An 18,259-nucleotide genomic window follows, 5' to 3' on the forward strand; every position below is an offset into this window, starting at 1 on the left:
AAACCGGTGCCTCGACGAGCAAACCACACCATCTTACTTGGCGCGCTCGATGATTTCAACGAGACGCCAGCGCTTGGTGGCTGACAGCGGACGGGTCTCGGCAATGCGGACGAGGTCGCCGATGCCGGCGGTGTTGTCCTCGTCGTGTGCCTTGAGCTTGCTCGTCGTGCGCATGATCTTGCCGTAGAGGCGGTGCATCTTGCGGTCTTCGACCTCGACGACGATGGTCTTGTTCATCTTGTCCGAAACGACGTAGCCGCGAGCGGTCTTGCGCGACCCGCGTTCCGGAGCGGCTTCAGCCTGTGCCGGCTGAGTCTTCTGCTCGGCCATTACTTATCCTCTTCCTTGGCAGCTGCCGGGTTCGAGCGGATCTCGAGCTCGCGCTCACGCAACACGGTGTAGATCCGTGCGATGTCGCGCCGGACGGCCTTGAGGCGTCCGTGGCTTTCGAGCTGACCAGTGGCGGACTGGAACCGGAGGTTGAACAGTTCGGCCTTGGCCTTCTTCAGTTCTTCGACAAGACGGTCATTGTCGAAGCCGTCGAGGGCGTCCATGTTGAGTTCCTTGGAACCGATCGCCATTGTCATTCACCACCTTCACGCGACACGATGCGAGCCTTGAGCGGAAGCTTGTGGATGGCCAGGCGCAGGGCCTCGCGTGCCACTTCTTCCGAAACGCCGGCGATCTCAAACATGATGCGACCCGGCTTGACGTTTGCAACCCACCACTCCGGAGAGCCCTTACCGGAACCCATACGGGTTTCGGCCGGCTTCTTGGTCAGCGGGCGGTCCGGGTAGATGTTGATCCAGACCTTGCCGCCACGCTTGATGTGACGGGTCATGGCGATACGCGCAGCTTCGATCTGACGGTTGGTGACGTAGGCCGGCTCGAGAGCCTGGATGCCGTAGTCACCGAACGCCACGGTCGTGCCGCCGGTCGCCAGTCCACGCCGCTTGGGGTGGTGCTGCTTGCGGTATTTCACTCGGCGAGGGATCAGCATGATCAGCCCTCCGATCCGGCCTGTGCAGCCGGAGCTGCGTCGGCAGTGTTGTCGTTCTTCTTCTGCTGGGCGTCGTTGCGACGTTCGCCGCCGCGACCGCGACCGCCGCGTCCACCGCGACCGCCGCGTCCACCGCGTCCTCCGCGGGGGCTCGGCTGTGCAGCTTCCTGTGCGGCGAGCTCCTTGTCGGTCATGTCGCCCTTGTAGATCCAGACCTTCACGCCGATGCGGCCGAAGGTGGTGTGCGCTTCGTACAGGCCGAAGTCGATGTTCGCGCGCAGGGTGTGCAGCGGCACACGGCCTTCGCGGTAGAACTCCGAACGGCTCATCTCAGCACCGCCGAGGCGGCCCGAGCACTGCACGCGGATGCCCTTGGCTCCAGCGCGCTGTGCCGACTGGATCGCCTTGCGCATTGCGCGGCGGAAGGCCACGCGGCTGGCGAGCTGCTCGGCAACACCCTGGGCGACGAGCTGTGCGTCGATCTCGGGGTTCTTGACCTCGAGGATGTTGAGCTGGATCTGCTTGCCGGTCAGCTTCTCGAGCTTGCCGCGGATGCGGTCGGCTTCCGCGCCGCGACGCCCGATGACGATGCCCGGGCGGGCGGTGTGGATGTCGACGCGCACACGGTCGCGGGTGCGCTCGATGTTGACCTTCGAGATGCCGGCGCGCTCGAGTCCATCGGAGAGCATCGCGCGGATCTTGACGTCTTCACCGACGTAGTCCTTGTAGCGCTGACCCGGCTTGGTCGAGTCGGCGAACCACTTGGACTTGTGGTCGGTGGTGATTCCGAGACGGAATCCATTGGGATTGATCTTCTGGCCCATCAGCGGTCTTCCTTCCGTCCGTCAGCGCTGGCGTCATCACCGGATGCGAGCACCACGGTGATGTGGCTGGTGCGCTTGTTGATGCGACCGGCGCGCCCCTGGGCACGCGGGCGGAACCGCTTCATGATCGGTCCTTCATCTACGAATGCTTCGGAGATGACCAGGTCGTCTTCGTTGAAGGCCTCACCGAGCTTGTCTGCCTTGATACGCGCATTGGCGATGCCGGAGGAGACCAGCTTGTAGATCGGTTCGGAGGCCGACTGCTCTGCAAACTTCAGCACCGCGAGGGCTTCGGTCGCCTGCTGACCACGAATGAGGTCAACGACGCGACGAGCCTTCTGAGGCGTGACACGCAGGTAGCGTGCTTTCGCCGTGGCTTCCATCGTTTCCTTCTTTCTCTCTGCCGATCGTCAGGCAGCGCCTCAGCGGCGCTTGCCCTTCCGATCGTCCTTGTCGTGGCCGCGGAACGTCCGCGTCGGGGCGAATTCGCCGAGCTTGTGCCCGACCATGGATTCGGTGATGAACACCGGAACGTGCTTGCGTCCGTCGTGCACGGCGATCGTGTGTCCCAGGAAGTCCGGGATGATCATCGAGCGACGGGACCACGTCTTGATGACGTTCTTGGTGCCCTTTTCGTTCTGAGCATCAACCTTCTTGAAGAGGTGCTCGTCAACGAAGGGGCCCTTTTTCAGACTACGAGGCATGTTTCAGGCTCCCTATCAACGCTTCTTGCCGGTACGGCGGCGACGCACGATGAGCTTGTCGCTTTCCTTGTTGGGGCGGCGGGTACGGCCTTCCGGCTGACCCCACGGGCTGACCGGGTGACGGCCACCGGAGGTCTTGCCCTCGCCACCACCATGCGGGTGGTCCACCGGGTTCATGACGACACCGCGGACGGTCGGGCGCTTGCCCTTCCACCGCATACGGCCGGCCTTGCCCCAGCTGATGTTGGACTGCTCGGCGTTGCCGACCTCGCCGACCGTGGCACGGCAGCGGGCGTCGACGTTGCGGATTTCGCCCGACGGCATACGCAGCTGAGCGTAGGGGCCGTACTTGGCGACGAGCTGAACCGATGCGCCGGCGGAGCGGGCGATCTTCGCACCGCCGCCCGGACGCAGCTCGACTGCGTGGACCACGGTACCGACCGGGATGTTGCGCAGTGCGAGGTTGTTGCCCGGCTTGATGTCAGCCGACGGTCCGGCTTCGATGCGGTCGTTCTGCTTGAGCTTGTCCGGGGCGATGATGTAGCGCTTCTCCCCGTCTGCGTAGTGCAGCAGCGCGATGCGAGCCGTGCGGTTCGGATCGTATTCGATGTGCGCAACACGTGCCGGCACGCCGTCCTTGTCATGGCGACGGAAGTCGATGACACGGTACTGGCGCTTGTGGCCTCCGCCCTGGTGGCGGGTCGTGATGCGTCCCTGGCTGTTGCGTCCGCCCTTCTTGGGCAGCGGACGCAGAAGCGACTTCTCCGGCGTAGACCGGGTCACTTCTACAAAGTCGGCGACCGATGAGCCGCGGCGGCCCGGGGTCGTCGGCTTGTGCTTACGGATTCCCATGAGTCTCTATCCTTCTTCAGGTCTGACCGCTCTTAGAGCGATCCGCCGAAAATGTCGATCGAACCTTCCTTGAGGGCGACGATGGCACGCTTGGTGTCATTGCGCTTGCCCCAGCCGGTGCGGGTGCGGCGGCGCTTGCCCTCACGGTTGAGGGTGTTCACCGATGCCACCTTGACACCGAAGATCGATTCGATTGCGTACTTGATCTCAGTCTTGTTCGAACGCGGGTCCACCAGGAAGGTGTACTTGCCTTCGTCCATCAGCGCGTAGGTCTTCTCAGACACGACGGGCGCGATGATGATGTCGCGTGGGTCCTTGAACGTGACGCTCATTTGGCTTCCTCCTCACCGGACTCAGCCGTGGTCTTCTTAGCGGCCGACATGTCGAGGAAGCGCTGCAGAGCGGCTTCGGTGAAGACGATGTCGTCAGCCATGAGGACGTCGTAGGTGTTGAGCTGTTCGGCAGTGAGCACGTGAACCTTGGGCAGGTTGCGCACGCTGCGCTCGGTGAGGTCATCACCGCGCTCGATCACCACGAGCTTGTTCGGCCGTGTCGAGATGTTCTCCAGGGCTGCGCGTGCCTGCTTCGTCGAGGGCTTCTCACCGTCGACGAGAGCGCTGACCACGAAGATCTGGTCGAGGCGGGCGCGGTCGGACAGGGCGCCGCGCAGGGCAGCGGCCTTCATCTTCTTGGGGGTGCGCTGCGAGTAGTCACGCGGCACCGGGCCGTGGACGATGCCGCCGCCGGCGTACTGCGGTGCGCGGATCGAACCCTGGCGGGCGTTGCCGGTGCCCTTCTGGCGGTACGGCTTGCGGCCGCCGCCGCGCACTTCAGCGCGGGTCTTGGTCTTGTGGGTGCCCTGACGTGCGGCAGCCATCTGAGCCACCACAACCTGGTGGATGAGCGGCACATTGGTCTGGATGCCGAAGACTGCTGCGGGCAGCTCAGCGGATCCGGACTTCTTGCCGGCGGCGTCGAGGACGTCGATGGTCTTGGTTTCAGTCATCTCTCTCAGGCCTCCTTCGCTGCGGAGCGAACGAGCACGACTGCTCCCTTGGGGCCGGGGACGGCGCCCTTGATGAGGAGCAGGTTGTTGTCGGTGTCGACAGCGTGGATCGTCAGGTTCTGGGTGGTGCGGCGCACATTGCCCATGCGTCCGGCCATCCGCATGCCCTTGAAGACGCGACCGGGGGTAGCAGCCCCGCCGATCGAGCCGGCCTTGCGGTGGTTGCGGTGCTGGCCGTGCGAGGCTCCGACACCGGCGAAGTTGTGGCGCTTCATGACACCAGCGGTGCCCTTGCCCTTGCTGGTGGCAGTCACGTCGACCTTGGCGCCGGCCTCGAACACGTCGATGCCCAGCTCCTGGCCGAGTTCATACTCAGCAGCATCGGAGGTGCGCAGTTCGACCAGGTGGCGACGCGGAGCGACACCGGCCTTCTCGAAGTGGCCGGAGGTCGGCTTGTCGACCTTGCGCGGGTCGATCTCACCGAAGCCGAGCTGGACGGCCGAGTAGCCGTCGACGTCTTCGCTGCGGATCTGGGTGACGACGTTGGCGTCAGCCTTGACCACAGTGACCGGAACAAGGTTGGCGTTTTCGTCCCACACCTGGGTCATGCCTAGCTTGGTGCCCATGAGGCCCTTGACGGCACGCGTGGTGGGGAGCGGCTGTGAACGGGTGTTGGCCATTACTCCCCCTTAGAGCTTGATCTCGATGTTGACGTCATCGGCAAGGTCGAGGCGCATGAGCGAATCGACGGCCTTCGGCGTCGGGTCAACGATGTCGATGAGGCGCTTGTGGGTGCGCATCTCGAAGTGCTCGCGGCTGTCCTTGTACTTGTGCGGCGAACGGATGACGCAGTACACGTTCTTCTCCGTCGGCAGCGGCACTGGGCCCACAACCGTAGCTCCCGCGCGCGTCACAGTGTCCACGATCTTGCGTGCTGCACTGTCGATGACGGCGTGGTCGTACGACTTGAGCCGAATGCGGATCTTCTGTCCCGCCATGGCTTCGTCTCTTTCTGTTGGTCCTCCGGCCATCAACCATGGTCCGTACGGATCGCATGGTCTGCGCCGGCTTGCTGTGACCGACCCCCGAGGTCGGGCGTGTCGTCTTTGCCTTCCGGCTGAACGTACGCGCATTCATCAAATGGCTGCCCGGTGCAAGCGAACCCGGATCATCCAGATTCTTCCGGTCGATTCTGGGCTGTTCGCGGCACAGCGGCCGCAGTGCAGGGGTCATCTGCCCAAAACGCAACTTGTCTATACTGTCACAGCGCTCACCGGGAGGCAAATCGGGCACCCTACCACACCGGGCAGCGCCGCGTGAGCTTCCGCACGCAGGCGCGTCACACCTCGGGCGCGGACAGCGAAGCGCACCCGGCACGATACCGGGTGCGCTCACGCGTTGGCAGCCGAGGCCGGCTGCAGGTCAGTTCGAGACGATCGAGCCCTCTTCGGACTGCGCGCGCTCGAGTGCGCGCTTGCGCTGCTCCTCGACGCGCTTGCTGATCTCGCGGGCGCGGTCCTCATCGCGGGTGAGGTTCTCTCCTGTCTCGGGGTTGAAGACCATGACATCAGCCGGGTCGAACCACAGCTCGACGTCATCGCCCTCACGGACCTGCGAGCTCGGTTCGAGCGCGGCGACGACCTGCGGGCGCATGCCCTCGCCGTCGAGGTCGCGGTCGAGTTCGTCGAGTGCCTCCTGCACCTCGGGCTTGGGCTCAAAGGGCAGGTAGGCGTAGATCTCGTTGCCCAGCCATTCGGTGACGTCGACCTTCGCGGTGATGACGGCACCGCGGTCGCGCTCATCGGCGTCCATCAGGGTGGCATCGCGGAAGGCCTCGGGCCGGATGCCGGCGATGAGCAGCTGCGGGGCATCCTTCAGGCCCTTGGCCCGCTTGCCCGGCAGCTCGAAGTCGCCGAACGGCGAGCTGAGGCGGCCGTCGACGTACTCGACGGGCAGGAAGTTCATCGACGGGGAGCCGATGAAGCCGGCGACGAAGAGATTGAGCGGCTCGCGGTAGAGCTCCTGCGGGCTGGCGTACTGCTGGAGTGCGCCGCGCTTGAGGACGGCGACCTTGTCGCCGAGCGTCATCGCCTCGGTCTGGTCGTGGGTGACGTAGACGGTGGTGACGCCGAGCTGGCGCTGCATGCGCGCGATCTCCGTGCGCATCTGGCCGCGCAGCTTCGCATCGAGGTTCGACAGCGGCTCATCGAACAGGAACGCCTTGGCATCGCGGACGATCGCCCGGCCCATCGCCACACGCTGGCGCTGGCCGCCGGAGAGGTTGGCCGGCTTGCGCTGCAGGTGCTCGCCGAGTTCGAGCATCTTCGCCGCGCGCTCGACGCGCGCGCTCACCTCGTTCTCGTCGTAGTGCTCCTTGTTCAGCCGCAGCGGGAAGGCGATGTTCTCGTACACCGTCAGGTGCGGGTACAGGGCGTAGTTCTGGAACACCATCGACAGGTCGCGGTCGCGCGGCGGCAGGTCGTTGACCCGCTTGCCGTCGATGAACAGGTCGCCTTCGGTGATGTCCTCCAGGCCGACGATCATCCGCAGCAGGGTCGACTTGCCGGAGCCGGAGGGGCCGACGAGGATGACGAACTCGCCGTTGTCGATGCTCAGCGACACGTCGTTGACGGCCGGGAAGCCGTCGCCGTAGCGCTTGACGATGTTCTTGAGTTCGATTTCAGCCATCTTGATCTCCTGAATGGGGTGCCGAAGCTGTGAGTGCCGCGCGGTCGTCGGCCGCTGCCGAGGTGGTGGTGCGGGTCATCCCTTCACCGCACCCGAGGTCAGGCCGGAGACGATCTGGCGCTGGAAGACGAGGACGATGATGATGACCGGGATGGTCACGACGATCGCGGCCGCGGCGATCGCACCGGCCGGCTCCTCGAACTGGCTGGCGCCGGTGAAGAACGACAGCGCCGCCGGGACCGGGCGGGCCGCTGAGGTCGAGGTCAGCGAGATGCCGTAGAGGAAGTCGTTCCAGGCGATGAAGAACGCGATGATCGCAGTCGTGAACACGCCGGGGGCAGCCAGTGGGACGATGACCTTGCGGAAGGCCTGGAAAGACTTCGCACCGTCGACCTGGGCGGCCTGCTCGAGTTCCCACGGGATCTGCTGGAAGAACGAGGTCAGCGTCCAGATCGAGATCGGCAGGGTCAGCGACAGGTACGGGATGATGAGGCCCAGCCAGGTGTCGTAGAGCCCGACGACCGACCACAGGTTGAACAGCGGGGTGACCAGCGAGATGACCGGGAAGACCGTGACCGCCAGTGACATGTAGAGGACGAACCGCTTGCCGGGGAATTCCAGCCGGGCGATCGCGTAGGCGGCCAGGGTGGAGAGGATGACGGCGATGAGCGTGGCGATGAGGCAGATCGCGATCGAGTTGCGCAGCGCCGGCAGGAACAGGTCGCGTGCCGCCCCGTTGATGATGAGGTCGTAGTTCTCCCAGCTGATCTCCGTAGGCCAGAACTGGCGGTTGGAGATGTCAGCTGAGCTCTTGAGCGACAGCGACAGGGTCCACACCACCGGGAACAGCGCCCACAGCCCGATGAGGATGAAGGCGGCGATCCAGCCGACGGTGGCCAGCGGTGTCTTCTTGCCGGAATCCATGTCCTACTCCTTCCCTGCACCGAGGTTGACGTTGAAGCCCTTGATGAACAGCAGGCAGATGAGGCCCACGGCGATGAACAGCAGCACGGACACTGCCGAACCGAGGCCGGTCTGCAGCTGCGAGATCGTCTGGTCATACGCCAGCGAGGACACGGTGGCCGTCCCGTTGGCGCCCTCGGTCATAACGAACACCGAGTCGAAGATGCGGAAGGCCTCAAGGGTGCGGAACATGAGCGCGACCATGATCGAGGCCTTCATGTTCGGCAGGGTCACCCGCACGAGGCGCTGCCAGCGGCTGGCGCCGTCGACGGTGGCTGCTTCGAGCATGTCGCCGGGGATCTGGGCGAGGCCGGCGAGCATGAGCAGTGAGATGAACGGGGTGGTCTTCCAGATCTCTGCCAGGGAGATGACGGCGAAGGAGGACCAGAAGTTGCCGAACCAGTCGAAGCTCTCCATCCCCAGCCAGGTGCCGACGAAGCCGGTGCCCAGGTCGAAGGCGTACTTCCAGGAGAACGCCGCGACGACGGTGATGATGCCGTAGGGGATGAGGATGATCGTGCGGATCGGCCCACGGATGGCCTTGAGCGCGTTGAGCATGACAACGGCGAACGCGAAGCCGAGCACGAGCTCGACGGCAACGGTGAAGACGGTGATGAGCAGGGTGAACCCGAGCGTCTGCCACCACAGCGGGTCGGTCAGCACGGTGACGTAGTTCAGGCCCCAGTTGAAGTAGGCGTTGTCCGGGTCGGTCAGCCGCTTGTTGAAGAAGGACTGGTAGACCGCCTGCAGGATCGGGTAGCCGGTCACCAGCAGCAGCACGGCTCCGGCCGGCCAGGCGAGCAGGAGGCCCAGGCGCGCCTCGTCCTTCGTTCGCTGGGACTTGTGCGCCTTGGACTGCTTCTTGCCCGCCGCCGAGGCGCCCTGTCCTGGAGCGGAGTCCGTCGCCTCGGTCTTGGAGGTCGTGAGCAGGTGTGTGTCGTCGTTGGTCACAGCAGCGCCTCTCCACGCAGGATCTCGAGGATGAGATCGGCTGAGGTCTTCGGTGTGCTCTGGGGGCTGACGTCAGCCGGCGGGTGCCAGGATCGCTGGATGCCGCCGGTGATGCCGTTGTAGTACGGCGAGATCGGCCGGGACTTCGCCACTTCGAGCGAGTCGAGGATCGCATCCGAGTACGGGGCCTCCTCCTGCACCTTCGGATCGTCGAAGGCGGCGCGGGTGGCCGGCGGCAGTCCGTCGGTGATGTAGTACTCGGACTGCTTCTCCGTCTCACGGATGCAGCTGATCGCTTCGAAGGCTTCGTCCTGGTGGTCGGAGAACGCGCCGACGGCGAGCTTGCCGCCGCCGAGCGGTGCGGCTCCCGGCGTACCCTCTTCGACGGCGGGGTACTGCGCCCAGCCGACGTCGTCGAAGACCTCCTGGTCGAGGCTGCCGTCCTCGACGGCGGCCTTCATGGCTGGGTAGACGAAGGGCCAGTTGACCATGAATCCGCCGTTCTCCCCTTGGAAGCGCAGCATAGCGCCCTGCTCGTCGAGGTTGGAGAAGTTCGGTCCGCCCAGGCCCTCAGACCCGATCGTGTCGACGATCTCTGCAGCCTTCTCCCCAGCTGGGGAGTCGAGTCCGAGTTCGGTGTCCTCGGGTTCGGCTTCGGGATCCTTGATGATCGGCTCGCCCTGGGATTCGTACAGCGCGTTGACCCACACGGTCAGGGATTCGGCGCGGATGCCCTGGGCGCCGATCTCCTTGTCCTGGTCCTTGGCAGCTTCGATGATCTGATCCCAGGTCACCGGCTTGGACATGTCGAGGCCGGCCGCCTCGGCGACGGATTTGCGGTACCACAGGATCTGGGTGTTGGCCTGGACGGGGGCGACGACGAGCTGGTCCTCCCACATCGAGGACTCGACTGCCGCCTCGACGACGTCGTCGGTGAATTCGTCGACGTACTCCTCGGGCACCGGGGCGATGAAGCCGGCGTTGGCGAACTCGGGCACGTAGACGGTGTCGATGCTCATGATGTCGATCGAGTTGTCTTTGGAGGCGAGCCTTCGGATGAGCTGCTCGCGCTGACCGGCTGCGTCGCTGGGCAGCATCGAGGTCTGGATCGTGTACTTGCCCCCGGAGGCCTCGGTGCAGGCTTCGGCCATCGCCGCCTTGCCGCCGTTGTCAGGGTCGATGTACCACGTCAGCGTCTTCGCGTCCTCCTGCGTGCCGCAGCCGCTGAGGGCCATGAGCGTCGCTGTCGCCATCGCCGCTCCGGCCAGCAGCCGGGTCCTGCGGCGGCGGGATGGATCCGTCATCAGCGCTCCTCCAGCCTTCCGTCTCGCGGTTCTTGCGAACCTCGCCGGTGCCGTGCAGCCCTGTGCGGTGCATTGAGGAATCCTGCAAGACACATCACAATCCTGGTCTCACCTTAGCGGAGAATCGGCGAACGCGTGGGAAGAGCCGACCAGAAGACCAGATGAGGGCGCTGGATGCACGAAGCCCCGGGAGTCGGAATGACTCCCGGGGCTTCAGTGTGATCGTGTGTCGATCACATCAGCTGATCAGTGATCAGGCGATGATCTCGGTGACACGGCCGGCGCCGACGGTGCGGCCGCCCTCGCGGATGGCGAAGCGCAGGCCCTCTTCCATAGCGATCGGCTGGATGAGCTCAACGGTCATCTCAACGTTGTCGCCCGGCATGACCATCTCGGTGCCTTCCGGCAGCTCGATGACGCCGGTGACGTCGGTGGTACGGAAGTAGAACTGCGGGCGGTAGTTGGAGTAGAACGGGTTGTGACGTCCGCCCTCTTCCTTCTGCAGGATGTAGACCTGGCCCTTGAACTTCGTGTGCGGGGTGATCGAGCCCGGCTTGCAGATGACCTGGCCGCGCTCGACGTCCTCGCGCTTGGTGCCGCGGAGCAGGAGGCCGACGTTCTCACCGGCGCGAGCGTCCGGCAGGGTCTTGCGGAACATCTCGATGGCGGTGACGGTGGTCTTCTGCGACTGCGGCTTGATGCCGACGATCTCGATTTCCTCGTTCGGCAGCAGCACGCCGCGCTCCACACGACCGGTCACGACGGTGCCGCGGCCGGTGATGGTGAAGACGTCCTCGACAGGCATGAGGAACGGCTTGTCGATGTCGCGCTCCGGCTCCGGAACGTTCTCGTCGACGGCGTCCATGAGGTCCTCGACGGTCTTGACCCACTCCGGGTCGCCTTCGAGAGCCTTGAGAGCCGAGACGCGGACGATCGGGGCGTCCTCGTCGAAGTCCTGCGAACCGAGCAGGTCGCGGATCTCCATCTCGACGAGCTCGAGCATCTCATCAGCGTCGTCGCCGTACTCAGCGAGTGCGGCGTCGGTCTTGTTGAGAGCGACGAGCAGGTACGGAACGTTGACCTGGCGAGCGAGCAGGACGTGCTCGCGGGTCTGCGCCATGATGCCGTCGGTGGCGGCGATCACGAGGATCGCGCCGTCCATCTGAGCGGCACCGGTGATCATGTTCTTGATGTAGTCAGCGTGGCCCGGGGCGTCGACGTGTGCGTAGTGACGCTTCTCGGTCTCGTACTCAACGTGCGAGACGTTGATGGTGATGCCGCGCTGCTTCTCTTCCGGCGCGTTGTCGACCTGGTCGAAGGCCTGAGCCTGGTTCAGGTCCGGGTACTTGTTTGCCAGAACGTTCGTGATAGCCGCGGTCAGAGTCGTCTTACCGTGGTCAACGTGACCAATGGTACCGATGTTGACGTGCGGCTTAGTCCTGTCGAAACTAGCCTTTGCCACTGGGTTCCTCCTCGTGGTTGGTTCGGGACATGCGGTTCATGTCCCGCGCCTCTTCTGTTGTTGACAGCTGCCGGCTGGCGCCAGCAGCAACGGGCGAGATTACTCTTCGCCGCGGGTCTTCTGGATGATCTCGTCGGCGACAGCCTTCGGGACCTCCGCATAGCTATGGAACTGCATCGAGTACATGGCACGACCCTGGGTCTTCGACCGCAGGTCGCCGATGTAGCCGAACATCTCCGACAGCGGAACATGCGCACGGACAACCTTAACGCCTGTGGCATCCTCCATCGACTGGATCTGTCCGCGCCGCGAGTTCAGGTCGCCGATGACGTCACCCATGTATTCCTCAGGGGTGCGCACCTCGACCTCCATGAGCGGTTCGAGCAGAGCCGGGCTCGCCTTCTGGACGGCCTCCTTGAGGACCATCGAGCCGGCGATCTTGAACGCCATCTCCGAGGAGTCGACATCGTGGTACTGGCCGTCCACAAGGGTGGCCTTGATGCCGACCAGCGGGTAGCCGGCCAGCACGCCCATCTGCATGGCATCCTGGATGCCCTGGTCGACGCTCGGGATGTACTCGCGCGGCACGCGGCCGCCGGTGATGGCATTCTCGAATTCGTAGATCTGGTCGCCAGTGACCTCCATGGGCTCAATGGTGACCTGCACCTTGGCGAACTGGCCGGAACCGCCAGTCTGCTTCTTGTGCGTGTAGTCGGCCTTCTCCACCTTGCGGCGGATGGTCTCGCGATAGGCGACCTGCGGCTTGCCGATGTTGGCCTCGACCTTGAATTCGCGCTTCATACGGTCGACGAACACATCGAGGTGCAGCTCGCCCATGCCGCCGATCTCGGTCTGTCCCGTCTCCTCATTGAGGTTGACGGTGAAGGTCGGATCCTCCTTGACCAGCTTCTGGATCGCGGTCGAGAGCTTCTCCTGGTCGCCCTTGGTCTTCGGCTCGATGGAGACGAAGATGACGGGCTCCGGGAAGGACATCGACTCGAGCACGACCGGCTGCTGCGGGTCGCACAGGGTGTCGCCGGTGGTGGTCTCCTTGAGGCCGATGAAGGCATAGATGTGTCCGGCGACTGCTTCCTCGACAGGGTTCTCCTTGTTCGAGTGCATCTGGAACATCTTGCCGACGCGCTCCTTCTTGCCGCTGGTCGTGTTGAGCACCTGCTCACCCGACTTCACGGTTCCGGAGTACACGCGGACGTAAGTCAGCGTTCCGAAGAACGGGTGGCTGGCGACCTTGAAGGCCAGACCGGCGAACGGTCCGTCCTTGCGCGGTTCGCGGGTAACGACCTCGTCCTCCTTGCCGGGGGCATAGCCTTCAACAGCCGGGACGTCGAGCGGGCTCGGGAGGTAGTCGATGACGGCGTTGAGCACGAGCTGGATGCCCTTGTTCTTGAACGCCGAACCGCACATCACCGGGAACGCCTCAGAGGAGATGGTCAGCTGGCGGATGCCGGCCTTGAGCTCGTCGATGGTGAGCTCGCCCTCTTCGAGGTACCTGTCCATGAGCTCTTCGCTGGCCTCAGCGACATCCTCCATGAGGTTCGCGCGCATCTCCTCGGCGCGTGCCTTGAGCTCCTCGGGGATCTCGATCTCGACCATGTCCTGGCCCATCTTCGACTCGTCGGGCCATTCCCAGGCCTTCATCTCAACGAGGTCGATGACAGCACGGAAGTCGGACTCAGCACCGATCGGCAGCTGGATGACCAGCGGCTTGGCGCCGAGGCGCTCACGGATGGTCTTGACGGTGAAGTCGAAGTCGGCACCGAGCTTGTCCATCTTGTTGACGAAGCACACGCGCGGAACGTCGTACTTGTCAGCCTGACGCCACACGGTCTCAGACTGCGGCTCAACGCCTTCCTTGCCGTCGAACACGGCAACGGCACCGTCGAGCACGCGCAGCGAGCGCTCCACCTCGACGGTGAAGTCGACGTGGCCCGGGGTGTCGATGATGTTGATCTGGTTATCTTCCCAGTAGCAGGTGGTGGCAGCCGAGGTGATCGTGATGCCGCGCTCCTGCTCCTGCTCCATCCAGTCCATCGTCGAGGCGCCGTCGTGGGTCTCGCCGAGCTTGTAGTTCACACCGGTGTAGAACAGGATGCGTTCGGTGGTGGTGGTCTTACCGGCATCGATGTGAGCCATGATGCCGATGTTGCGGACCTTCTTGAGGTCAGTCAGCACGTCGAGTGCCACGGTGTCTCTCTTCCGTCTCGTTGAGTTGGACAGCTGGCCGGACCAGATCGCACCGGTCCGGCCCAGCGTCGCTTACCAGCGGTAGTGGGCGAAGGCCTTGTTGGACTCGGCCATCTTGTGCATGTCCTCGCGGCGCTTCACAGCGGCGCCCAGACCGTTGCTCGCATCCAGGATCTCGTTCTGGAGGCGATCGGTCATGGTCTTTTCACGGCGCTGCCGGGCGAAGCCGACGAGCCACCGCAGAGCGAGGGTGGTCGAGCGCGCTGCACGCACCTCGACCGGCACCTGGTAGGTCGCACCGCCGACACGGCGCGAGCGGACCTCGAGCGCCGGGCGGATGTTGTCCAGGGCCTTCTTGAGCAGCGAAACCGCGTCGGTGTTGGCCTTCTCAGCGGCGGCTTCGAGGGCGCCGTAGACGATGCGCTCAGCGGTGGAGCGCTTGCCGTCGAGGAGCACCTTGTTGATGAGCTGGGTGACCAGCGGCGAGTGGTAGACCGGGTCGATGCCGACCGGTCGCTTGGGGGCGGGACCCTTACGTGGCATTACTTCTTCTCCCTCTTGGCTCCGTAACGGCTGCGTGCCTGCTGGCGGCCCTTGACACCCTGGGTGTCGAGCGATCCGCGCACGATCTTGTAGCGCACGCCGGGGAGGTCCTTGACGCGGCCTCCGCGGACCAGCACGATCGAGTGCTCCTGCAGGTTGTGGCCCTCGCCCGGAATGTAGGCGGTCACCTCGATCTGGCTGGAGAGCTTGACACGTGCGACCTTGCGCAGTGCCGAGTTCGGCTTCTTGGGAGTGGTGGTGTACACACGCGTGCACACGCCGCGGCGCTGCGGGCTGCCCTTGAGGGCAGGCGTCGCGTTCTTCGCGGCCTTGTCGTGCCGGCCCTTGCGGACCAGCTGCTGGATTGTAGGCACTGAATATTCTCCGATGCTTCTCGATATACCTAAGTCCGATGGCGATCACAGCGCCTGCTGTGCCGTCCGCACCCTCGGACATGTCCTGCTGGGAGCGGGTGAAGCTGCCTGCCCGTCCCCAGTCCCCCGCGAGTCCCCGCTGCATCCGGAACCGGATGTGCCATGATGGCAGGGCGCCCTTGTCGAGCTGCCGAAACAGCCAGTCAGAGAACCGATGGGGCCTTGCGGCCTGCATGACACCGCCCGCGGCTGCTCCTCGTCACCCGGTGCGGAGCGGGTGACACAGCCTCGTGCGCGCATGCGGACACGATCTGATCACAATCAGTCACAGTACAGCCTAGACGGTGGCGGCGCCGCCGGTCAAAACGACCTCAACGCCAGGTTCCGCGCGGGGATTCCACTTCCGGAGAGGCAGTGGGCTGCGCCACAGACACCGCAGCCGCCGGCGTTACGCGCAGGTCACGTTCCGTTCGCCGGGCTTGGTTATGCTGGGCACATGTCCGACCTCGTACCCCGCGCCGGCGACAGCGACCGGCCCCGCAAGCTGCGCGCCAGTGATCAGGACCGCGACGCCGTCCTCGACGTCCTCTCCTCCGCCCACGCCTCCGGCCGGCTCGACCCCACGGAGCTCGATGAGCGGCAGGAGGCGACGATGGCAACGAAGTTCCTCGCTGAGCTCCCCGAGCTCATCGACGATCTGCCCGAAGGCGATGAGCTCGTCGCCCGGCTGCGCGCCGAGGCCGGAATCGATCCCGGGCCCTCTGCCTCGGGCACGGCGGTGGCGCACCGCCGCAAGCACATCCCGCCGGCCAAGCCCGGCACCGGCAAGCCCGTGTACGACGTCGCGGTGCTCGGGGGCTCAGCGAAGACGATCGTCGCCGGCACCTCGAAGGTCGAGACGTATGCGCTTATGGGCGGCAGCGAGATCTACCTGCACGAGGTGATGGGTCCCGGCGTCGAGCTCAAGCTGACGAACATCTCGGTCATGGCCGGGCATGACATCTACGTGCCGGGCGGGGTCAGGATCATCGACAACACGGTCAACTTCCTCGCCGGCAACGACATCGCCCGCAACGCCCAGGGCGACGGCTCCAACGGCACCCTCATCCTCGACGGCTTCAACCTCATGGCCGGCCACGACGTCAAGCTCGACCCGAACTGGACTCCCGAAAACCGCTGAGTGGCCCCGGTATCTGATCTCATCCCGAACCTGACACCGACCCGAGAGGACTCTCAGTGAACATCGGCATTCTGACCTCCGGCGGCGACTGCCCCGGTCTCAACGCGGTCATCCGCGGGGCCGTGCGCAAGGGCATCCGCCAGTACGGTTACAGCTTCTCCGCGATCCGCGACGGCTGGCGCGGGCTGCTGGAAGACGACATCCATCCGCTGCACATGGTCGACGTCCGCGGCATCGGCGCCCGCGGCGGCACTATCCTCGGAACCTCCCGCACGCACCCGTACTCAGGCGGAGGGCCGGAGCGGATGCGCGAAGTGATGGCCGAGCGCGGCATCGACGCCGTCATCGCGATCGGCGGTGAGGGCACGCTGGCCGGCGCCTCGCGGCTGGCAGATGACGAGGGGCTGCCGGTCGTCGGCGTGCCGAAGACGATTGACAACGACCTCGACAACACCGACTACACCTTCGGGTTCGACACCGCACAGGAGATCGCCACCGAGGCGATCGACCGACTGCGCACGACAGCCGAAAGCCACCACCGCTGCATGGTGCTCGAGGTCATGGGACGCAACGTCGGCTGGATCGCATTGCAGTCGGGCATGGCCGGTGGCGCGCACGCCATCCTCATCCCGGAGTTCCCGGTCGGCTACGAGCAGATCTGCGAATGGGTTCGCTCGGCCTGGGATCGCGGACGCGCCCCGCTCGTCGTCGTCGCCGAGGGCTTCGTGCCCGAGGATCTCGACGACCAGGTCTCGGAGGCCGGTCTCGACAAGCACGGCCGGGTGCGCCTGGGCGGCATCGGCAACCACCTCGCCCCGATCATCGAAGAGCGCACCGGCTTGGAGACCCGCGCGGTGACGCTCGGCCACTTGCAGCGCGGCGGCTCCCCGACGGCCTACGACCGGGTGCTCGCCACCCGGCTCGGAATGGCCGCCGTCGACCTGTGCCACGACGCCGGCTGGGGTCAGATGGCAAGCCTGACGGGCACCGACATCATCCGGGTGCCGATGGCCGAGGCCGTCGACCGGCTCAAGTTCGTCCCACAGCACAGGTGGGATGAAGTCCAGGTGCTGCTCGGTTGAACTCGTCAGCCAGCAGGGTGGGCGCCAGTCGCGCCGCCACCCGATCCTGCAGCTGGCCGGCTGTCGCGGGATCTGATGCCAGCGCCAACAGCTCCTGCGCATCGAACGCCACGACCTCGTAGCCGAGTGCGCTGATCGACTCATAGGCGGATTCGAGCAACTGCATGCTCTCCCCTGTCCGGCTGACGTCAACGACGACACGCAGGCGGGGAAAGAGGAACGACACTGCCGCTCCCGCGGCCGGCTCCTCGGCCCCCGGCAACACGACGTGCTGCCGGAAGCCGGTGAATCCGAGCCCGCACAGCACGGCGAGCAGCACCGATTCAGCCGGTATCACCGCCTCGCCGGTGGCGGCGTGGAGCACCATCCGAACCTGGGCGAAACGGTTGCGGCGCTGCTGCGAATCAGCCACGGTGTGCAGCTCTCGCCGGGCGTGCTCCTGGTCGTGCGCCCCGCGCAGCAGGTGGTCGGCAGCCAGCACGCCGGCGATGACGCCGACGTCGCGGGCCAGGTCGATGACCGTGCGGGCCGGGCTGGTGATCTGGAGATCGCCGATCGTGAGGCGATCGCACGGCAGCACAGGATTCCGCCAGCGACGCAGCATTGCCGATTCTGCTCCCCTGCGCGGATGCGAGACGTGCAGCGGCGTCTCGCCTGTGGCACCGAGGACAGGCATGCCGTGCAGACGTGCGGCGGTCTCATGTGAGATGACGTCCGAGGGTGCCAGGGGAGGGAGGGGCTCGGGCAGCACAGCTGCTGCAGTGTGCGTGATCGCTGTCGGCTCCCGGCGGCGCAGTGTTGTCGTATCCATGCCGTCACCCTGCTGCCCACGGCCCACGATGACCAGAGGCAGCCGCGGTCTGTGGAAACTCCGTGATCTGTCCACAGGTATGTCCACAGATGTGCAGGAGGTTACTCGGACTCCGTTACGCGATCGTCGCGCTGCCCTCTCTCCCCCATCACGCTGGGCATGCAGGCCGGTTACCGACACGTAGCCCGCCGGAACGCGCAGCGACGACTCACACCTCGGGAACGGGGACCAGAACCGCGTGAGACCGGGCATGATGCGCTCTGTCCACAGGTATTTGCACAGCAGCGGCGGGCGGGGGGGCGCCGGGGGG

Annotated in this window: 22 protein-coding genes; 2 read left to right on the forward strand and 20 right to left on the reverse strand. The window is 65.2% G+C overall.

Translation table 11 applies throughout. The features are described 5' to 3' along the window. Nucleotides 1-33: 33 nt before the first annotated feature. The 19 genes from rpsQ to rpsL form a co-directional block, all read right to left on the reverse strand. Nucleotides 34-330, reverse strand: a complete 297-nt coding sequence (rpsQ, locus tag M3C25_RS11575; RefSeq protein WP_102161504.1) for a 30S ribosomal protein S17 — start codon at nt 328-330, stop codon at nt 34-36. After that, nucleotides 330-581, reverse strand: coding sequence for a 50S ribosomal protein L29 (gene rpmC / locus M3C25_RS11580; RefSeq protein ID WP_102161503.1), 252 nt, complete (start codon nt 579-581; stop codon nt 330-332). Before rpmC ends, rpsQ begins: the two co-directional genes overlap by 1 nt. Before the next feature lie 2 nt (nt 582-583). Then, the gene (gene rplP / locus M3C25_RS11585) at nt 584-1,000 is read right to left on the reverse strand and encodes a 50S ribosomal protein L16 (protein WP_102161500.1); all 417 of its coding nucleotides are present in this window, start codon (nt 998-1,000) and stop codon (nt 584-586) included. A 2-nt stretch (nt 1,001-1,002) separates the two neighbouring features. Further along, nucleotides 1,003-1,824 carry a 30S ribosomal protein S3 gene (rpsC, locus tag M3C25_RS11590; RefSeq protein WP_102161498.1) on the reverse strand — a complete coding sequence of 274 codons (822 nt, stop codon included), beginning with the start codon at nt 1,822-1,824 and terminating at the stop codon, nt 1,003-1,005. Next, a complete protein-coding gene (gene rplV, locus M3C25_RS11595; RefSeq protein WP_259856821.1) occupies nt 1,824-2,207 on the reverse strand; it encodes a 50S ribosomal protein L22 in 384 nt (127 codons plus the stop codon). The genes rpsC and rplV overlap by 1 nt, the downstream gene beginning before the upstream one ends. Before the next feature lie 39 nt (nt 2,208-2,246). Continuing rightward, nucleotides 2,247-2,528 carry a 30S ribosomal protein S19 gene (rpsS, locus tag M3C25_RS11600; RefSeq protein ID WP_102161493.1) on the reverse strand — a complete coding sequence of 94 codons (282 nt, stop codon included), beginning with the start codon at nt 2,526-2,528 and terminating at the stop codon, nt 2,247-2,249. 15 nt (nt 2,529-2,543) lie between these two features. Beyond that, a complete protein-coding gene (gene rplB, locus M3C25_RS11605) occupies nt 2,544-3,380 on the reverse strand; it encodes a 50S ribosomal protein L2 (protein ID WP_102161491.1) in 837 nt (278 codons plus the stop codon). A 32-nt stretch (nt 3,381-3,412) separates the two neighbouring features. After that, the gene (gene rplW, locus M3C25_RS11610; RefSeq protein ID WP_102161489.1) at nt 3,413-3,712 is read right to left on the reverse strand and encodes a 50S ribosomal protein L23; all 300 of its coding nucleotides are present in this window, start codon (nt 3,710-3,712) and stop codon (nt 3,413-3,415) included. Further along, nucleotides 3,709-4,386 carry a 50S ribosomal protein L4 gene (gene rplD, locus M3C25_RS11615; protein ID WP_102161487.1) on the reverse strand — a complete coding sequence of 226 codons (678 nt, stop codon included), beginning with the start codon at nt 4,384-4,386 and terminating at the stop codon, nt 3,709-3,711. Before rplD ends, rplW begins: the two co-directional genes overlap by 4 nt. 5 nt (nt 4,387-4,391) lie before the next feature. Further along, nucleotides 4,392-5,066 (reverse strand): 50S ribosomal protein L3, encoded by a 675-nt coding sequence (gene rplC / locus M3C25_RS11620; protein WP_102161485.1) that lies wholly within the window; start codon nt 5,064-5,066, stop codon nt 4,392-4,394. 9 nt (nt 5,067-5,075) lie between these two features. Further along, nucleotides 5,076-5,384 (reverse strand): 30S ribosomal protein S10, encoded by a 309-nt coding sequence (gene rpsJ / locus M3C25_RS11625; RefSeq protein ID WP_009379191.1) that lies wholly within the window; start codon nt 5,382-5,384, stop codon nt 5,076-5,078. A 424-nt stretch (nt 5,385-5,808) separates the two neighbouring features. Next, nucleotides 5,809-7,074: an ABC transporter ATP-binding protein gene (locus tag M3C25_RS11630; RefSeq protein WP_102161483.1), complete on the reverse strand. Its 1,266-nt coding sequence runs from the start codon at nt 7,072-7,074 to the stop codon at nt 5,809-5,811. Nucleotides 7,075-7,149: 75 nt separating this feature from the next. Beyond that, on the reverse strand, nt 7,150-7,998 hold the full coding sequence (locus M3C25_RS11635; protein ID WP_165884684.1) for a carbohydrate ABC transporter permease: 849 nt from the start codon (nt 7,996-7,998) through the stop codon (nt 7,150-7,152). A gap of 3 nt (nt 7,999-8,001) precedes the next feature. Further along, nucleotides 8,002-8,988 (reverse strand): carbohydrate ABC transporter permease, encoded by a 987-nt coding sequence (locus M3C25_RS11640; RefSeq protein ID WP_375545130.1) that lies wholly within the window; start codon nt 8,986-8,988, stop codon nt 8,002-8,004. Next, complete coding sequence (locus M3C25_RS11645) at nt 8,985-10,292, reverse strand: extracellular solute-binding protein (RefSeq protein ID WP_259856823.1); 1,308 nt, start codon at nt 10,290-10,292, stop codon at nt 8,985-8,987. The genes M3C25_RS11640 and M3C25_RS11645 overlap by 4 nt, the downstream gene beginning before the upstream one ends. A gap of 253 nt (nt 10,293-10,545) precedes the next feature. Beyond that, the gene (gene tuf / locus M3C25_RS11650; RefSeq protein ID WP_259856825.1) at nt 10,546-11,754 is read right to left on the reverse strand and encodes an elongation factor Tu; all 1,209 of its coding nucleotides are present in this window, start codon (nt 11,752-11,754) and stop codon (nt 10,546-10,548) included. 99 nt (nt 11,755-11,853) lie between these two features. Beyond that, complete coding sequence (gene fusA / locus M3C25_RS11655; RefSeq protein ID WP_102161476.1) at nt 11,854-13,959, reverse strand: elongation factor G; 2,106 nt, start codon at nt 13,957-13,959, stop codon at nt 11,854-11,856. A gap of 72 nt (nt 13,960-14,031) precedes the next feature. Then, the gene (gene rpsG, locus M3C25_RS11660) at nt 14,032-14,502 is read right to left on the reverse strand and encodes a 30S ribosomal protein S7 (RefSeq protein ID WP_102161474.1); all 471 of its coding nucleotides are present in this window, start codon (nt 14,500-14,502) and stop codon (nt 14,032-14,034) included. Continuing rightward, on the reverse strand, nt 14,502-14,876 hold the full coding sequence (gene rpsL, locus M3C25_RS11665) for a 30S ribosomal protein S12 (protein ID WP_102161472.1): 375 nt from the start codon (nt 14,874-14,876) through the stop codon (nt 14,502-14,504). Before rpsL ends, rpsG begins: the two co-directional genes overlap by 1 nt. A gap of 496 nt (nt 14,877-15,372) precedes the next feature. Between rpsL and M3C25_RS11670 the strand changes: the two genes are divergently transcribed. Together M3C25_RS11670 and M3C25_RS11675 are read left to right on the forward strand one after the other, a co-directional pair. Beyond that, nucleotides 15,373-16,056 carry a DUF1707 SHOCT-like domain-containing protein gene (locus M3C25_RS11670; protein WP_102161470.1) on the forward strand — a complete coding sequence of 228 codons (684 nt, stop codon included), beginning with the start codon at nt 15,373-15,375 and terminating at the stop codon, nt 16,054-16,056. A gap of 56 nt (nt 16,057-16,112) precedes the next feature. Next, the gene (locus tag M3C25_RS11675) at nt 16,113-17,138 is read left to right on the forward strand and encodes a 6-phosphofructokinase (protein WP_217007013.1); all 1,026 of its coding nucleotides are present in this window, start codon (nt 16,113-16,115) and stop codon (nt 17,136-17,138) included. On the opposite strand, the gene M3C25_RS11680 is transcribed toward M3C25_RS11675, so the two are convergent. Then, on the reverse strand, nt 17,086-17,949 hold the full coding sequence (locus M3C25_RS11680; RefSeq protein WP_102161466.1) for a hypothetical protein: 864 nt from the start codon (nt 17,947-17,949) through the stop codon (nt 17,086-17,088). The two genes, M3C25_RS11675 and M3C25_RS11680, sit on opposite strands and share 53 nt — an antisense overlap. Nucleotides 17,950-18,259: the final 310 nt, after the last annotated feature.

It is taken from the genome of Brevibacterium luteolum (assembly GCF_025147615.1).
In the GTDB taxonomy this organism is placed as follows: domain Bacteria; phylum Actinomycetota; class Actinomycetes; order Actinomycetales; family Brevibacteriaceae; genus Brevibacterium; species Brevibacterium luteolum.

Coding starts and splice junctions, on each gene's coding strand:
- rplB (WP_102161491.1), bottom strand. CDS start 3,380: ATGGGAATCCGTAAGCACAAGCCGACGACCCCGGGCCGCCGCGGCTCA.
- rpsC (WP_102161498.1), bottom strand. CDS start 1,824: ATGGGCCAGAAGATCAATCCCAATGGATTCCGTCTCGGAATCACCACC.
- rplC (WP_102161485.1), bottom strand. CDS start 5,066: ATGGCCAACACCCGTTCACAGCCGCTCCCCACCACGCGTGCCGTCAAG.
- M3C25_RS11645 (WP_259856823.1), bottom strand. CDS start 10,292: ATGACGGATCCATCCCGCCGCCGCAGGACCCGGCTGCTGGCCGGAGCG.
- rplD (WP_102161487.1), bottom strand. CDS start 4,386: ATGACTGAAACCAAGACCATCGACGTCCTCGACGCCGCCGGCAAGAAG.
- rpsS (WP_102161493.1), bottom strand. CDS start 2,528: ATGCCTCGTAGTCTGAAAAAGGGCCCCTTCGTTGACGAGCACCTCTTC.
- rpsG (WP_102161474.1), bottom strand. CDS start 14,502: ATGCCACGTAAGGGTCCCGCCCCCAAGCGACCGGTCGGCATCGACCCG.
- M3C25_RS11630 (WP_102161483.1), bottom strand. CDS start 7,074: ATGGCTGAAATCGAACTCAAGAACATCGTCAAGCGCTACGGCGACGGC.
- rplW (WP_102161489.1), bottom strand. CDS start 3,712: ATGAGCGTCACGTTCAAGGACCCACGCGACATCATCATCGCGCCCGTC.
- M3C25_RS11635 (WP_165884684.1), bottom strand. CDS start 7,998: ATGGATTCCGGCAAGAAGACACCGCTGGCCACCGTCGGCTGGATCGCC.
- rpsQ (WP_102161504.1), bottom strand. CDS start 330: ATGGCCGAGCAGAAGACTCAGCCGGCACAGGCTGAAGCCGCTCCGGAA.
- M3C25_RS11680 (WP_102161466.1), bottom strand. CDS start 17,949: ATGGATACGACAACACTGCGCCGCCGGGAGCCGACAGCGATCACGCAC.
- rplP (WP_102161500.1), bottom strand. CDS start 1,000: ATGCTGATCCCTCGCCGAGTGAAATACCGCAAGCAGCACCACCCCAAG.
- rpsJ (WP_009379191.1), bottom strand. CDS start 5,384: ATGGCGGGACAGAAGATCCGCATTCGGCTCAAGTCGTACGACCACGCC.
- rpmC (WP_102161503.1), bottom strand. CDS start 581: ATGGCGATCGGTTCCAAGGAACTCAACATGGACGCCCTCGACGGCTTC.
- rplV (WP_259856821.1), bottom strand. CDS start 2,207: ATGGAAGCCACGGCGAAAGCACGCTACCTGCGTGTCACGCCTCAGAAG.
- M3C25_RS11670 (WP_102161470.1), top strand. CDS start 15,373: ATGTCCGACCTCGTACCCCGCGCCGGCGACAGCGACCGGCCCCGCAAG.